The following is a 14772-nucleotide window of genomic DNA, read 5'->3' as shown; positions in this document are numbered from 1 at the left end:
AATCAATTGGCCTTGAAATTATTTCTGATCTGAAAGATTTGGTGTATCTGTATCTTGCTGTGTTTTAACTTCAAGATCAAGTTTAGTATTTTCAGTTTCTACATGAATTTGCTGAATATTACCCTCTTGCACAAATAATTCCGAATACGCACCATAAAGGCTACTCTTTTCATAGTTATCCCTTAAGTGCTTTAAGAGTACAACAATGACCGCAGCCACTGGTAATGCGATGAGCATTCCTAAGAAACCAGCAAGTTGCGCGCCTGCCAAAACAGCAAATACAACAGCAACTGGTGAAAGACCAATTTTATCACCGAGTAGGAATGGTTGTAGAATATAGCCTTCTACAGCTTGACCAATCATAAAAACCACACCAACGAGTAACAAGTGAGTCCAGTCCATTCCAAACTGAAATAGACTTGCAATAATGGCTGCAATAATGCCGACTGCAAATCCCAAATAAGGAATAATACTGGCAAGGCCTGCCACCATACCAATAATAAGTCCAACCTCTAACCCAATTAATTGTAGACCTACCGCATAGACCACACCGAGCAAAAGCATAACGAGGAACTGACCTTTAACAAATGCTCCTAAAACACTATGGCATTCACGAACGATTTGTAAGGTAGTGGCTTCATATGGTCGTGGGATGAGACGACGTAAGTTCTGCAACATACGGTCCCAGTCTAATAAAAAATAAAAAGCGATAATTGGAATTAAAACGAGTGTTCCACCAATCTGAATAAAATTCAGACCTGATTGTGCAAGCTTTAATAAAACAGCCTGAATGCTATCGGCACTGTAATTGGTCTGGACATAATCCATAACCGCTTTGGACATTTGATCGGTATCGATTTCCATTTGTTGTACATGGAAGGTCGAAGAAATCCAAGGCAGTAGCTCTGCATTAATCCAATGAATTCCAGCAGGGATACTATCTCGAGCATAAACAAGTTGTTTCCAGATGAGTGGTACCAAATACCATAATGCAACAGTTAAAGTTACACCGATACCGATAAAAACGATGCTAATTGCCAACCAACGAGGGAGCTTAATTTTTACTAGAACATCGACAAGTGGACTGAATAAATAAGCCAGGAAAAAAGCACCAAGAAATGGAATGACCACAGGCTTGAGCAAGTATAATACCCATACCAGCAATACAATACCTGCGAGTAAGAAAATACGGCGCAGTATACGATCTTGCATAAAATCTAGCCTTTTTTGATTTAATCGTTATAAATGGAAAAATATTTTTATTAAAGATAGCATTTTCGAGCATAAATAACATAAGAGTTTCGTATATTCAGGTTATAATCTGCCGCCAATGCGGAGACTTCATTTATGAGCAACTCAACTTCTACCCCAAATACCGGTTTAAGCTACAAAGATGCGGGTGTTGACATTGAAGCGGGCGACGCACTGGTCGATCGTATCAAGTCAGTCGCTAAACGTACAACTCGTCCAGAAGTAATGGGCGGACTTGGTGGCTTTGGTGCACTATGCAAAATTCCTAAAGGTTACGAAGAACCTGTTTTGGTTTCTGGAACTGACGGTGTAGGTACTAAATTACGTTTAGCACTTAACCTTAATCGTCATGACACAATCGGCCAAGATCTTGTCGCTATGTGTGTTAACGATCTTTTGGTTTGTGGTGCAGAACCATTATTCTTCCTCGACTATTATGCAACTGGTCACTTAAATGTAGACGTAGCTGCAAACGTAGTTACTGGTATCGGTAAAGGTTGTGAACTTGCAGGTTGTGCACTTGTAGGTGGTGAAACAGCTGAAATGCCTGGTATGTATGAAGGTGAAGATTACGATCTTGCTGGTTTTGCAGTGGGTGTTGTTGAGCAAAGCAAAATTATTGATGGCTCTAAAGTAAAATCTGGTGATGTACTTATTGGTGTTGCATCAAGTGGTGCTCACTCAAATGGTTATTCATTACTACGTAAAATCCTAGATGTTAAGAATGTAGACTTAACTCAAGTGATTGATGGCCGTCCTCTTGCAGATGTCGCAATGGAACCAACACGTATTTATGTAAAACCAGTTCTTGAGCTTTGCAAACAAGTTGATGTGCATGCTATGGCACACATCACTGGTGGCGGTTTACCTGGTAACTTACCGCGTGTATTACCAAATGGTGCTCAAGCTGTCATTAATGAAGCTTCTTGGGAATGGCCAGAATTATTCAAACTTCTACAACGTGAAGGTAATGTAGAACGTTTTGAAATGTACCGTACCTTTAACTGTGGTGTAGGTATGGTGATTGCAGTTGACGCAAATGATGCAGAAAAAGCAATTGAAGTGCTTAATGCTCAAGGTGAAAAAGCTTGGAAAATCGGACATATCCAAGAAAATGCTGAATCAGTGGAAGGTGCAGACGAAAAAATTCGTGTGATCTTTGAATGATGAAAATTGCTGTTCTAGTCTCTGGGAACGGCAGTAACTTACAAGCCTTGATAGATGCACGTCTATCAGGGCAAATTGTAGGTGTATTGTCCAATAAAGCCGATGCTTATGCCCTAGAGCGTGCTCAAAATGCCAATATCGCAACAGCGGTAATTTCGCATAAAGACTTTCCTAGTCGTGCCGATTTTGATGAAGCGATGCATCAGCAACTTATGGCATGGCAAGCTGATATCGTTATTTTAGCTGGCTTCATGCGTATTTTAACTGCAAACTTTGTCGATAAATGGCAAGGTAAAATGCTCAATATCCATCCTTCACTATTACCCGCTTATAAAGGTGTTAATACACATCAGCGTGTATTAAATACGGGCGATCGATTGCATGGTTGTACAGTTCACTTTGTAACTTCTGAACTTGATGCTGGTCAAGCAATTGCTCAATCTGCAATTGAAGTCAAAGAACATGACAATGTTGCTTCTTTGGCAGAACGTGTACATAAACTTGAGCATTTTATTTATCCTCAAGTTGCAGAATGGTTATGTAATGGCCAGCTGACATGGAAAGATGGACAAGCCTATTTCCGTAATCAAATTCTTGAACACCCTATTCGTTTTGCATCTTGGTAAAAGATTTGCTCAACGTAAGTAAAAAAAGGACATGCATGCATGTCCTTTTTTTATAAAAGTCTTATTAGCGTGAATTACTATCGATAAGCTTTTTAATATAATTCACTGTATCAATTGGATGCTCTAGAGGGAACATATGCCCTCCTTCAACCACACTAAATGGAATTCCCATTTTACGCTTTGCCATTTGAGGAAAACCTCTTTTTAAGAAGGCACTCTCTTTACCCACGACTAGATGTACAGGCATTTTCGGTTTTGGCATAGGTAGCCACCACCAAGAAGGATTTTTACGGAATATCGCAACTTCATCTTCACGAGAAATAGTTAAAGTAACACCGCCACGAACTGGATCTTCTTTTAAAGCATAGTCAATATAGGCTTGAAAGCAGTCTTCATCAAAGTCTTTATAAAAACCTTTTGGACGTAACAATGCAGCGGCTTGCTCACGAGACTCCCAATGCTCACGACGACGTGCAGATAAGCCCGCAGGTGTCATGTCATCGACTATTTTAGGTTTAAATAATTTTGCCATATGGAAAGCAAAAGAGTATCTACCCAAAATAAGAGGCGGATCTAACATAATCACTTGTGAGAACAGCTCAGGACGTTTAAAAGAAGCCATTAAAGTTAAAACTGAACCGAGCGAATGGCCCAATCCAATCACTTTTCGCCCCTTCGCTTGGTGTACAATACTATCAATCACCTGATCAACCAAAAAAGGCCAGTGATTGGTAATCGGATAACGTTTGTCAGGTCCAATGAGTGGAACATAAATTACGTCATACTCATCTTTTAATTGATCAAACAACTTTTGATACACCTTAGACGGCACGCCATTGGCATGCGCAAAGTGTATAACCGGTTTTACTGACATACCGTTATCCTGATTTAAATTATTGTAGCTTTGCGTCTTGGCTCGTCTCTAAACGTTGAGCAACTGACTCACTTAAACCTTTACCCATTTCTGCTCCCATTCGACCTAAAATAGATTGCAGTGGATTACGTTCAATTGTGTAGTCAACTTTATTATCAAGCTTCAGTTCACGCATCAAGCTCGTAATGTTACCTGAGCGGTCAGCGACACCCAACTGGATTGCTTGCTCGCCAGTCCAGAAAAGACCTGAGAAAATAGCAGGATCATTTGATTTTAAGCGTTTCCCGCGTCCTTCTTTCACTGCATTAATAAAATGAGTATGGACATTATCGAGTACAGATTGAATATGCTCTCGTTGTACAGGATTAATCGGTTTTGTCATACTTAAAATGTCTTTATTGGTGCCCGCTGTCAAAGTACGGTCTTCAATTCCAAGTTTTTGAGCTAAACCAGTAATGCCATAGTTCGGCATAATGACACCAATTGAGCCTACCAAACTTGATGGATTCACAATAATTTCATCAGCAGCAGAAGCAATATAATAAGCACCAGAAGCACCCATATCGCCAATCACTGCATAGACTTTCTTGTCAGGATGTTCTTTTTTCAAATAGCGAATTTCTTGCCAAATTTCATCCGACTGAACAGGAGAACCGCCAGGAGAATTAATATTAAGTGCAATTGCTTTGCTATTTGAAGCTTCAAAAGCACGCTTAAGCGCTTTGTTCGTATCTTCACTATTTACTGCTTGATTGCTTGAAGCATCAATGGTTCCAACAATATCAACCACAGCCAGATGAGCACTGCTACTACTTGCTGCTGAGCCTTCTTTGCTAGTCGAACAACCTTTGCCCATTAACACAACAATGAACAATAGATAAATAAAAGTAAGTGTTTTAAAGAATATACCCCAGCGACGACTACGGCGTTGTTCTTCTACAGAAGCCAGCACAGCTTTCTCAAGGATTTGCCATTCTGGTCCATTCTGTTTAGAGGTTATAGGTTCATTTTGTGGTTTTGGTGGCCAATCGGACATAAAATTCCAATCCAAATCAATCGAAATGATGTCATTATATACGTTGATTTGATAAAAACTGTCTAAATAATATGATTTCATTTATAATATTTTTGTCTTTTTTTACTTGTTGTTTCCTCCTTACTGCTATAGATGACCAGACCAGATTCAAAAAGCATGAACTATCAATTACTCAAAATATTTAGCCGACTACCTATTCAATTTGGGCGTTCTATTGCTCGTCTATTGGCTGGCCTTGTAAATACTTTAAAAATTACTAAAACTTCAAAAAGTATAGAGCTTAACTTAAGAATTGCTCTGCCCCACTTAACACCACAGCAACGTATAGCAATTACAGAAAAAGCTGTACGTAATGAATTAACCTCATATTTCGAGTTTTTAAGTATCTGGGGTTCATCTAATGAAGAAAATATTGCTCGTATCCATCGGATAGAAGGCGAACAATACTTTCACGATGCTTTAGCAGCAAAAAAAGGTGTTGTACTCATTGTTCCTCATTTTGGGACATGGGAAGTCATGAATGCATGGTGTGCTCAGTTCACAGCAATGACTATTTTATATAAACCAGTCAAAAATGATGATGCTGACCGTTTTGTACGAGAAGCTCGCAGTCGTGAACAAGCAAATCTAGTCCCGACCGATGAAACTGGTGTAAGACAAATTTTTAAAGCACTCAAACAAGGTGAAACTACAGTAATTTTGCCAGATCATACTCCGAACATTGGGGGAGATATGGTGAACTATTTTGGTGTGCCACTTGCTTCAAGTAATTTAAGTGCAAAACTCATCCAGAAGACTAAGGCAAAAGCTTTATTCCTTTATGCGATCCGTAATGAAAATGATGGTTTTACCATGCATATCGAACCAATGGATGAGAAGATCTATGAAGGAACTGCAGACGATGGTACTTATGTCATCCATCAGGCAATTGAGCAACTCATCCATAAATATCCAGAACACTACCACTGGAGCTATAAACGCTTTAAAGCAAACCCAGCTTTAGACAATGTTTATAATATTGACCCTTCAGAAGCGATTAAAACCGTGAATAGGCTCAAGGCTGAAGCTTTAGGGAACTCTACGCAACCAGAGGCGCTCAAAACGTCGGTTGTGTAAAATCATTTTTTGATTTTCCAAAACAAAACTTAACGTTCCTTGCTCTACTGTACTTTTAAGTGGGATATGAAGGGCTTTTAAACGATTGATAACCTCTTGGCTAGGATGGCCATAACGGTTATCAAACCCTGCCGATGCAATTGCCAGTTTTGGTTTTAGGGTTGCTAAAAAATCATAAGCCGAACTGTGCTTGCTTCCATGATGGCCTAATACCAAAACATCTACTTTTAAACTTGGATAGTCTTTTAACAATTCGTATTCTGTCTCCCATCCCGCGTCTCCCATAATCAGAAAATTTTGGTAATCACTAATTCCTTTAAAATGCAGATATACCACACAGGAATATTGATTCTGTTGAGAATGGACAAAAGCTAAATCTTTTTCTTTAGGCCATAAAATTTGAATATCTAATTCAGGATATTGCCATTGTTGACCTTGATGACAATACTGAAATGGCTGCTTTAGAGTAGTGGAAGATTGCTCATTTGAGAGAACCTGCTTTACAGGAATCTCCTGCTGAATGAAAGAAAAAGCCCCACTATGATCTTGATCAAGATGAGATAGCACAACACGATCTAATCGCTTTACTCCTTGTTGGCGTAAGAATGGAACTACAACATTTTGACCAATACTAAAGATCTTTTCATCGTAAGAACCACCTGTATCAATTAGCCAGTTTTGTTCAGGCTGCTGCAAGAAAATAGCCTGCCCCTGCCCAACATCTAAAATATGAAGTTGAATTGGTTGGTTCGTTTTATTCACAACAATGAGAGGTAAACAACAGAGCATTCCCCATGTTTTTGGCAAAATACCTTTAGGCAAAAATAAAATAAGGATGCCTAAACTCACTGCGAATAAAGCCAGTGGCGTCAAGCTTATACCTTGTAGTGGTAAAGACAGTTTTTCTAATAAGTCTAAACAACTCAGCAATATACTGAGCAAGATATCATTGAAATAAAAAAGCATGTTTCCAAATGGTTTGGCAATAAACCATGTACAAGCAGCTATGATGTTTAAAGGAACAATAATCCCACCAACGATAGGCACCGCAACAATATTGGTTAATGGAGCAATCCAAGAAATTTGTTGAAAGAAAAGTAAGGTTAAAGGACTCAATGCAATAAAGATTTTGCCTTGAGACTCAATTAACACCTTAGTCATAAAAATCATTTTCGAGCGTAAGCTTAAAAAATGTTGATCAGGTATTTGAACTATAGTTTGATAAATTCTTAATAAAATAAAACATGCCCCATAAGACAACCAAAACCCTGCAGACAAGACACTAAACGGGTCCATGAGTAATAATAAACTTGCGCTGTATATGAGCAATGCAAATGGTTTAAGAGGTTGTTTTAATAATATAAAAGAAATAAATATAAAGACTGACAACAATGTCCGTAGTGCAGGAATTTCGAAACCCACAAAAGCTGTATAAATTAAAACACCGAAACAGCATGGTATAGCCATCAAAACTTGTTTGGGTTTCCATAAGTAAATTTGAGGATAATAACGGCAGATGACTTGATGACAGGACCAAGACAACATAATGGCAAAAATAAGTACATGTGGCCCTGAAATCGCTAACAAGTGAGCAATTCCCAATTGTTTAAATTGTATTTGGGTCTCATCTGATAAAAGGCTTTCATCACCAGTCAGCAAAGCTAAAATTAGTCCTTTTTGTTGTAGTGAAGAATTTTCCAATAGATGTCTAAAAGTTAAGCGCAGCTTTTCTATATTTATTTGAAATCTATTAAAAAAGGACTGCTGTTCTCTTGAATGCTGTTGATATCCCAATCGATAAATTTCATCATGGCTTAAAGGCTCAATATACTGAACAATAAAACCAGACATTATATTTCGCTGAATAAACCATTTTTCCTGATCAAAAGCTCCTGCTGTGGCGTAACTATGAGCAGGTTTTGTTTTTCCAGATAGTCGATAGTAATGGCCTAATTGAAGTTCTTGATTGCTCTTCAACATACTTTGATTATCATTTTTTAAATACAGTAGCCAATTTACCGGATCTTTAGATAGGTTTAATACTTGAGCACTTTGTTGAACTTTATTGTCTTTTTCTTCACTTAGTTGATTTATATAAACAATAATATCTAGATTTTTTGAATCCATTTCTCTTTGTTGTAAGCGTTCGACCAACGCATTCTCGGCATATTGATACCCCACAACAAAAAGGTTTGCTGCACATAACAAAGAATACATTGCCTTTAAAAATGGTCGGCTAACGAATACTGAGCGTTTAAAAAGATAGAAAATAAAAGCAAGTAACAGCAGAGCTCTGCCTACTTTTCCATATTGCATAATTAAAGGTAAATTAATGCCCATCAATGCAATACCACCAACCCATCCCAATAAAATAATTTTAAGCATTTAAAATCTTGTCGTTATCATTTTAGGGGCAAAATTAAAGCCCAACTCAGTGGGCTTTAACAATGTGATTTAATGACAATTTTTTAAGAACCGCTTACCCACAAACCATCTTCCATATGCAAGATAGAATCTGCTGCCTGAGCTAATTGCTCATCATGGGTCACAATGAGCATCGCCATATTTAGTTCTTTCTTCAAGTCGGTAAGTAATTGGAAAATACCTACAGCTGTTTTACGGTCCAAATTACCGGTTGGTTCATCAGCTAAAACGACCGCAGGCTTAGTCACCAATGCTCGAGCAAGAGCCACACGTTGACGTTCACCACCAGAAAGTTCACCTGGTTTATGGTCCATACGATGAGATAACCCAACTCGATCTAACAAATATTCAGCCTGAGCCTTAACCGACTTATATTGACTGTCCGCTCGAAGCATCAAAGGCATTGCCACATTTTCAAGCGCACTAAATTCAGGCAATAAATGGTGAAACTGATAAACGAAACCTAAATACTGATTACGTTGAAAACCACGTTCTGCTTCACCCAAGTTATCAAAGCGCTGACCATTTAAAAAGACTTGGCCTTGAGTCGGTTGATCTAAGCCACCGAGTACATGTAACAAAGTACTTTTACCTGAACCACTTGCACCAACAATAGAGACAAACTGTCCTGCTTCAACTTGTAAAGAAAGACCTTTAATGACTTCAACCTTAGATTTACCATCATCAAAATGCTTATAAATATCTTTTGCTTCTAGAACGACTTTACTCATAACGCAATGCCTCGGCAGGTTGAACTTTGGCTGCACGAAGCGCCGGATAAATTGTTGCCAAGAAACTTAAGAGTAAAGAAACAATCACGATAATTGTCACGTCTTGCCATCTTAAGTACGAAGGTAAGTAATGTACAAAATAGGCATCGAACAAATTAAGTCCAAGAACATTATTAAACCAAGAAATAATATCACTGATCGTAAGTGCCAAAATTACACCTAAAACCGTGCCCGCAACTGTACCAATAACACCAATCACGGTACCTTGCACCATAAAGATTTTAGTAATCATGGATGGTGACGCACCTAAAGTACGTAAAATTGCAATGTCCGATTTTTTGTCAGTTACCACCATGACCAAAGACGAAACAATGTTAAATGCAGCAACCACAATAATCAGTACAAGTAATAAACCAACTAATGTTTTTTCCATTTGAATGGCATTAAACAAATTACCGTGTGTATAAGTCCAGTTCGTTGCGTAGAAATTGCTTGGCAAGTTTTTCACAATATCATCGGCAACTTGAGGTGCTGCAAAAATATCATCCATTTTTAAACGGACGCCTTGAGCACCATCAGGTAAACGCAATAAAGTCGATGCATCATATAAAGCAATGTATCCGACCATTGAGTCCACTTCAGCACCTACGCTGAAAATACCCACCACTTTAAAGCGCTTAAAACGAGGCACAACACCTGCCGGAGATGGAGTTGCTTCAGGTAAAACCAGTGTCACGCTGTCATTTAGACGTAAACCAAGTGAATCGGCCATGTCTTTACCAAGCACAATACCAAACTCACCCTTTTTAAGTGAGTCGAGGCTACCCGCAACAATATGATTTTGAATGATAGACACATTCTTTTCATATTTCGGATCAATACCCGTCACCATGATACCAGCCACTTGCCCTTGAGCAGTTAACATACCTTGTAATTGAGTAAAAGGTGCAACTCCAGTCACATGGGGATGATTTTCAACTCGTTTAATCAGCTCAGGCCAATCCGTAAGAATTTGCGTTGAAGAAACTGTCGCTTGCGGTACCATTCCCAAAACACGATTTTTCAATTCGCGGTCAAAACCGTTCATTACAGAAAGTACCGTGATCAGTACAGCGACACCAAGTGTCAAACCGACCATCGAAACCAATGCAATAAAAGAAATAAAATGATTACTGCGTCGTGCGCGAGTATATCTCAACCCTATATACAGTGAGATTGGTTTAAACATACCTTCTAAATCCAAGGTCATTGATGGAAAATAGAGAAGTGCGATCCACACTTCTTATTTAGCCATATCGTTAGATGCTGTATTAAGGTTTAAAAATCAGTAAGTTCTGACCTACCCTTAACAATCCTAATATTATATTGCTGCGCTATTTTCTACTACTTAAGATATGAGATCAATTTGATCATGCATTTAGCTACGAATTAGAACAATTTAATGAATAAGCTCAACAAATTACCCTCATCTTCTCCTATTTAGATTTAATATGTTGGGCAAAATTACGGTTTGCTTGAATATCTTTATAGAAATACAGGAATAGACCAAACAAGATAATAAATGCCCCCACAAAAACCATCATTGAAAGATGTTCATGGTTTAAAACAGCACCAATCATCATAGCTAACATAGGCGTAATAACGGTTGTAAGCGATAAAGTAGTTGCTTTGATATTTTGTACAAGTTTGAAATAACAGAACATAGCAACGAGTGAAGCCATAAGAACTGTATAAATTAGAGCAAATAAGGATTTAGCTTGCGGCAAATGGGTCGGAGCATATTGCCAAATAAATGGAATAAGACAGCTCGCCAAAAGCGATGAGACCAAGATTGAACCTGTTGCCTGAGCCATAGGTTGAATTTGGGCATTCACTTTTTTTACCCAAAAAATAGAAAATGAATACACAAAAACACTGATCAACATTAAAACAATGCCAAATGGATGCACGTGCTGACCAGATCCATTCAAACAAATGATTGCTAGACCACAAACGGCAATCGCCATACCAAGCCACTGCAATTTATAAAGATGCTGACCAAAAGCAAAACGGCCAATTAATCCAGCCATGATAGGCGCCAGACCAAACATGAGTGCGATCATGCCTGAACTTAAATATTGAGTTGCAGCATAAGTAAAAATTTGAGAGCCAATTAAACTAAAAGACCCTGCAAAATAACTATGGAGAGCTTGCTTATGAGTGGGAAAAGAAGTTTTTAGAATAAGTAAAACAATAACCGAAAGAGGTAAAGCAATATAAAAACGTAGTAGTAAGGCCCACATGACATGTAAGTCAGACACGCTCCATACAATGGCTAAAGGTGTCGTTGCCCAAATAAATACAAGCAAGACATAAGTTGAAGCCAAGTTGGTCTGGGATGGCATAAGAAGCTCACTAAGCAGTTTTACGTTTTTGCTTTAAAATTGTTTGGTCGAGTGCACTGGAAAATTCACGCTTATCACGTTCTGAAATTGGAGGAGGACCACCTGTCTGGACTCCAGCACCACGCAGCGTGTCCATAAAGTCACGTAAGTGCAATCGTGCCTTAACATTTGCAGTGGTATAAATCTCACCACGTGGATGAATCGCGATACCACCTTTTTCAATGACTTGAGCAGCAAGCGGAATATCTTGTGTAATTACAATGTCATTTTCAGACATACGATCAACGATTTCCTGATCGGCCTGATCAGCCCCACTTAAAACCTGTATTGATTTAATGCGTACCGATGGGGTAATACCGACATTTTGATTGGCTACAAAAATCACTTCTAACTGATAACGATCTGAAGCTCGCAAAATGACTTCACGCAGAATTTTAGGTAATGCATCTGCGTCTACCCATAACTTAAATGGCAGCACGTTATTCTCTATTTCCACTAAAAATATAAGTCTAACAGATGCATTTCATTAGAGAATAGCGCTAAATATAAAACTTGTTTTCTAAAGTTAATTTTAACAATCTCTTAACAGTCGACTATATTCACTCTTAAAAGCACGTGTTTTGCCTATTGAAAGGCTTTTTAATAAGTAAATATGTGCTTTTGCAAGAGAATTTACATATGTTGACTTGAAAAATAGCAATTACCCTCGATTTAATATAACAAGTGAGATAAACCCAACATCAATCGTACTTATGAAAAATCAAAACAGTCCAGAAGTTATTACGGTAAACGACCAAAATTTTGGTAGTCATGGCGAGCATTGGAATCTACTGACCGCCCATCCAGAGACAGATGTACCAAAATGGCTTGGACTGGCGCTTGATGCTCCTGTAATGCCAATGGGTTTATGCCAAAGTGAAGATGAAATGGATCAATCTTTTTGGCTGATTCAAGGTCCTCAAGGGCAAAATGTCACCATTAACCAAATTATTGCAGTTGAAAATCAAAAGCCTCGTGCTCTAAAAACAGCATTTCCTAGTTTTGAAAGCCCGTATCAATATAATGCACAAATTGAGCGCATCATTACTTGTGATTCAGCAACTCAGGCAGTATTAAGTTTAAGATTAAATAAAAATACGACTGTTTATGCATTTGATAATTTATTTAGTGTTAATCGTTGTCAATATGACAAAACCCAAACTTACCAAGTTCAATTTAATGCATGGGCTTATGAATTAGAGTCCGTCCCTGCCGGCGAAACAATTGTTGTAGATGATCCGGCATCAATTAAGCATCACCGTGCGTTAAATGCAATTTTAACTGAAAATAATGGTATTGCACCTGAAAACCTACAAGAACTCATTAATGAATGGCAACCGAAAACTGAGGAAGATCAACAACCTGTGACGGTTGATTTTTCAAAAATGGTTGCATATTTATATGGGGAAAATCTTGGTCAAGAAGACGAAGCATGGTTCCAAGGTAATATTGTCGGTAAAACTTCAATGACATTTATGGGTGCAGAATATACCCTTTACGATGTCACTTTAGTTTTAGAAGACAATCTTCCTGCCATATTAGTGCGCATCGCGACTCAAAATGATTTGTACAAAAACTTTAATATTGGTGAATATATTCGCGGTAATATCTGGATTCAGGCGAATATTTATGCTAAAAATAGTGAAACTAATTGAATTTCACTAATATTTTAAAAATTAGGCTATTGAATGAAGATTATACCTGAACAAACCACCAGCCTCATTCAAACTAGTAACCCACGTTTAAGGGTCGATACTGGTGCGTTTTGCTTTTTCATTTTAGGTATGTTCTTAGCTGCGATGATGATACATCAATTTGGTTTTATGCCTTTTTAATTAATAAATTATATAAAAATAAAGCCCTCTTTTTGAGGGCTTTATTTATTTGATTTACTTAACCATTACGTTTAGCAAAATCATCCATAAAGCGAATAAGTGCTTGCACGCCTTCTAATGGCACAGCGTTATAAATACTTGCACGCATACCCCCAACTGAACGGTGGCCTGCCAAGTTTAATAAATGATTTTCTTCAGCTTCTTTCAAGAATTGCTTTTCTAAAGCTTCATCTGCCAAAGTGAATGGTACATTCATAATTGAACGGTTTGGAATAGCAATTGGGTTATTATAGAAATCGCTTGAATCGATATAACCATAGAGTAACTGAGCTTTTTCAAGGTTCACTTTATGGATAGCCTCTACCCCACCCTGCTCTAATAACCATTCAAATACTAAACCTGACAAGTACCAAGCATAAGTTGAAGGAGTATTTACCATAGAACCATTTTTCGCTTGGTCACCATATTTTAAAATGCTTGGAATTTCTGGCTTAGCTTGGTCAAGTAAATCATCACGAACAATAACGATTGTTAAACCAGCAGGACCAATATTTTTTTGTGCGCCGGCATAAATTAAACCAAATTTGGTCACATCTAATGGAGCTGATAAAATACTTGATGAATAGTCGCATACAAGTGGCGCTTTAACATCAGGAATACCTGCAAACTGTAATCCGCCAATTGTTTCATTATCTGCATAATGAACATATGCTGCATCGTCAGACAAGTTCCATTCGCTTTGATCAGAGATGGCGAACTTACCATCTACTTTAATACCTGCTTCTACAGTATTAATATCTCCATAGCGTTTTGCCTCCTTTAACGCTTTTTCAGACCAAATTCCTGTATGGATATAATCTGCTTTGTTATTTTTACCAAGCAGGTTTAAAGGAATTGCTGAAAATTGTAATGACGCGCCGCCTTGTAAAAACAGTACTTTATAGTTTTCAGGAATATTCATAAGCTTACGCAAATCTGCTTCAGCTTTTTCAGCTACGGCAACATAGTCAGCACTACGGTGACTCATTTCCATGATGGATAGACCTTTACCTTGCCAATCCAACAACTCTTTTTGAGCTTTTTCTAAAACGGCAGTAGGTAATGCAGCAGGACCAGCACAGAAATTGTACGCGCGCATGATTTTTCCCTTGTAAAGTGAAACACAATAAAAAAAGGCATTTAACCACAGATTGCTTAAGCTTGCAGCAGCTTCTCTAGTAAATATTTCAATGCTAGGGCGTATTTAGGTTTATTTTTTCAATAACTATTTTATTTATTTCTTTGCTTTC

At 38.0% G+C, this 14772-nt stretch carries 14 protein-coding genes and 1 pseudogene; 6 read left to right on the top strand and 9 right to left on the bottom strand.

The window, feature by feature from the left end:
- Positions 1-18 precede the first annotated feature (18 nt).
- On the bottom strand, positions 19-1212 hold the full coding sequence (gene cxpE, locus J582_RS11915) for a chloramphenicol efflux transporter CxpE (RefSeq protein ID WP_002052735.1): 1194 nt from the start codon (positions 1210-1212) through the stop codon (positions 19-21).
- 135 nt (positions 1213-1347) lie between these two features.
- Between cxpE and purM the strand changes: the two genes are divergently transcribed.
- Together purM and purN are read left to right on the top strand one after the other, a co-directional pair.
- Positions 1348-2418, top strand: coding sequence for a phosphoribosylformylglycinamidine cyclo-ligase (gene purM, locus J582_RS11910; protein WP_000071984.1), 1071 nt, complete (start codon positions 1348-1350; stop codon positions 2416-2418).
- Positions 2415-3044 carry a phosphoribosylglycinamide formyltransferase gene (gene purN, locus J582_RS11905; RefSeq protein ID WP_002052470.1) on the top strand — a complete coding sequence of 210 codons (630 nt, stop codon included), beginning with the start codon at positions 2415-2417 and terminating at the stop codon, positions 3042-3044. Before purM ends, purN begins: the two co-directional genes overlap by 4 nt.
- Before the next feature lie 64 nt (positions 3045-3108).
- Here purN and J582_RS11900 read toward each other — a convergent pair whose 3' ends face one another.
- Together J582_RS11900 and sppA are read right to left on the bottom strand one after the other, a co-directional pair.
- On the bottom strand, positions 3109-3918 hold the full coding sequence (locus tag J582_RS11900; RefSeq protein WP_031981963.1) for an alpha/beta fold hydrolase: 810 nt from the start codon (positions 3916-3918) through the stop codon (positions 3109-3111).
- 19 nt (positions 3919-3937) lie between these two features.
- Positions 3938-4954, bottom strand: coding sequence for a signal peptide peptidase SppA (gene sppA / locus J582_RS11895; protein WP_031981962.1), 1017 nt, complete (start codon positions 4952-4954; stop codon positions 3938-3940).
- A 132-nt stretch (positions 4955-5086) separates the two neighbouring features.
- Here sppA and J582_RS11890 point away from each other — a divergent pair, with 132 nt between their 5' ends.
- The gene (locus J582_RS11890) at positions 5087-6070 is read left to right on the top strand and encodes a lysophospholipid acyltransferase family protein (RefSeq protein ID WP_081404846.1); all 984 of its coding nucleotides are present in this window, start codon (positions 5087-5089) and stop codon (positions 6068-6070) included.
- On the opposite strand, the gene J582_RS11885 is transcribed toward J582_RS11890, so the two are convergent.
- From J582_RS11885 to J582_RS11875, 3 genes are all read right to left on the bottom strand, one after another.
- On the bottom strand, positions 6023-8455 hold the full coding sequence (locus tag J582_RS11885; protein ID WP_031981960.1) for a DNA internalization-related competence protein ComEC/Rec2: 2433 nt from the start codon (positions 8453-8455) through the stop codon (positions 6023-6025). The two genes, J582_RS11890 and J582_RS11885, sit on opposite strands and share 48 nt — an antisense overlap.
- Positions 8456-8538: 83 nt before the next feature.
- Positions 8539-9225, bottom strand: a complete 687-nt coding sequence (lolD, locus tag J582_RS11880) for a lipoprotein-releasing ABC transporter ATP-binding protein LolD (protein ID WP_004707461.1) — start codon at positions 9223-9225, stop codon at positions 8539-8541.
- Positions 9218-10453, bottom strand: a complete 1236-nt coding sequence (locus tag J582_RS11875) for a lipoprotein-releasing ABC transporter permease subunit (RefSeq protein ID WP_004707458.1) — start codon at positions 10451-10453, stop codon at positions 9218-9220. Before J582_RS11875 ends, lolD begins: the two co-directional genes overlap by 8 nt.
- A 137-nt stretch (positions 10454-10590) precedes the next feature.
- On the opposite strand from J582_RS11875, the pseudogene J582_RS27515 reads away from it, so the two are divergent.
- A pseudogene (locus tag J582_RS27515) lies at positions 10591-10671 on the top strand (PilZ domain-containing protein); the annotation flags it as partial.
- Between the two features lie 29 nt (positions 10672-10700).
- Here J582_RS27515 and J582_RS11870 read toward each other — a convergent pair.
- Positions 10701-11609 carry a DMT family transporter gene (locus J582_RS11870; RefSeq protein WP_004707455.1) on the bottom strand — a complete coding sequence of 303 codons (909 nt, stop codon included), beginning with the start codon at positions 11607-11609 and terminating at the stop codon, positions 10701-10703.
- A gap of 10 nt (positions 11610-11619) precedes the next feature.
- Positions 11620-12105 carry a YaiI/YqxD family protein gene (locus tag J582_RS11865; protein ID WP_079377047.1) on the bottom strand — a complete coding sequence of 162 codons (486 nt, stop codon included), beginning with the start codon at positions 12103-12105 and terminating at the stop codon, positions 11620-11622.
- Between the two features lie 256 nt (positions 12106-12361).
- On the opposite strand from J582_RS11865, the gene J582_RS11860 reads away from it, so the two are divergent.
- Positions 12362-13303, top strand: a complete 942-nt coding sequence (locus tag J582_RS11860; RefSeq protein ID WP_004707450.1) for a hypothetical protein — start codon at positions 12362-12364, stop codon at positions 13301-13303.
- Between the two features lie 33 nt (positions 13304-13336).
- Complete coding sequence (locus tag J582_RS26965; protein WP_165395675.1) at positions 13337-13483, top strand: hypothetical protein; 147 nt, start codon at positions 13337-13339, stop codon at positions 13481-13483.
- 58 nt (positions 13484-13541) lie between these two features.
- Here J582_RS26965 and serC read toward each other — a convergent pair whose 3' ends face one another.
- Positions 13542-14621 (bottom strand): 3-phosphoserine/phosphohydroxythreonine transaminase, encoded by a 1080-nt coding sequence (gene serC, locus J582_RS11855; protein ID WP_022575256.1) that lies wholly within the window; start codon positions 14619-14621, stop codon positions 13542-13544.
- Positions 14622-14772: the final 151 nt, after the last annotated feature.

Source organism: Acinetobacter sp. 1566109 (genome assembly GCF_000582255.1).
In the GTDB taxonomy this organism is placed as follows: domain Bacteria; phylum Pseudomonadota; class Gammaproteobacteria; order Pseudomonadales; family Moraxellaceae; genus Acinetobacter; species Acinetobacter nosocomialis.
The sequence above is the reverse complement of the archived record's forward strand: the minus strand, read 5'-3'. Positions and strand labels throughout refer to the sequence as shown.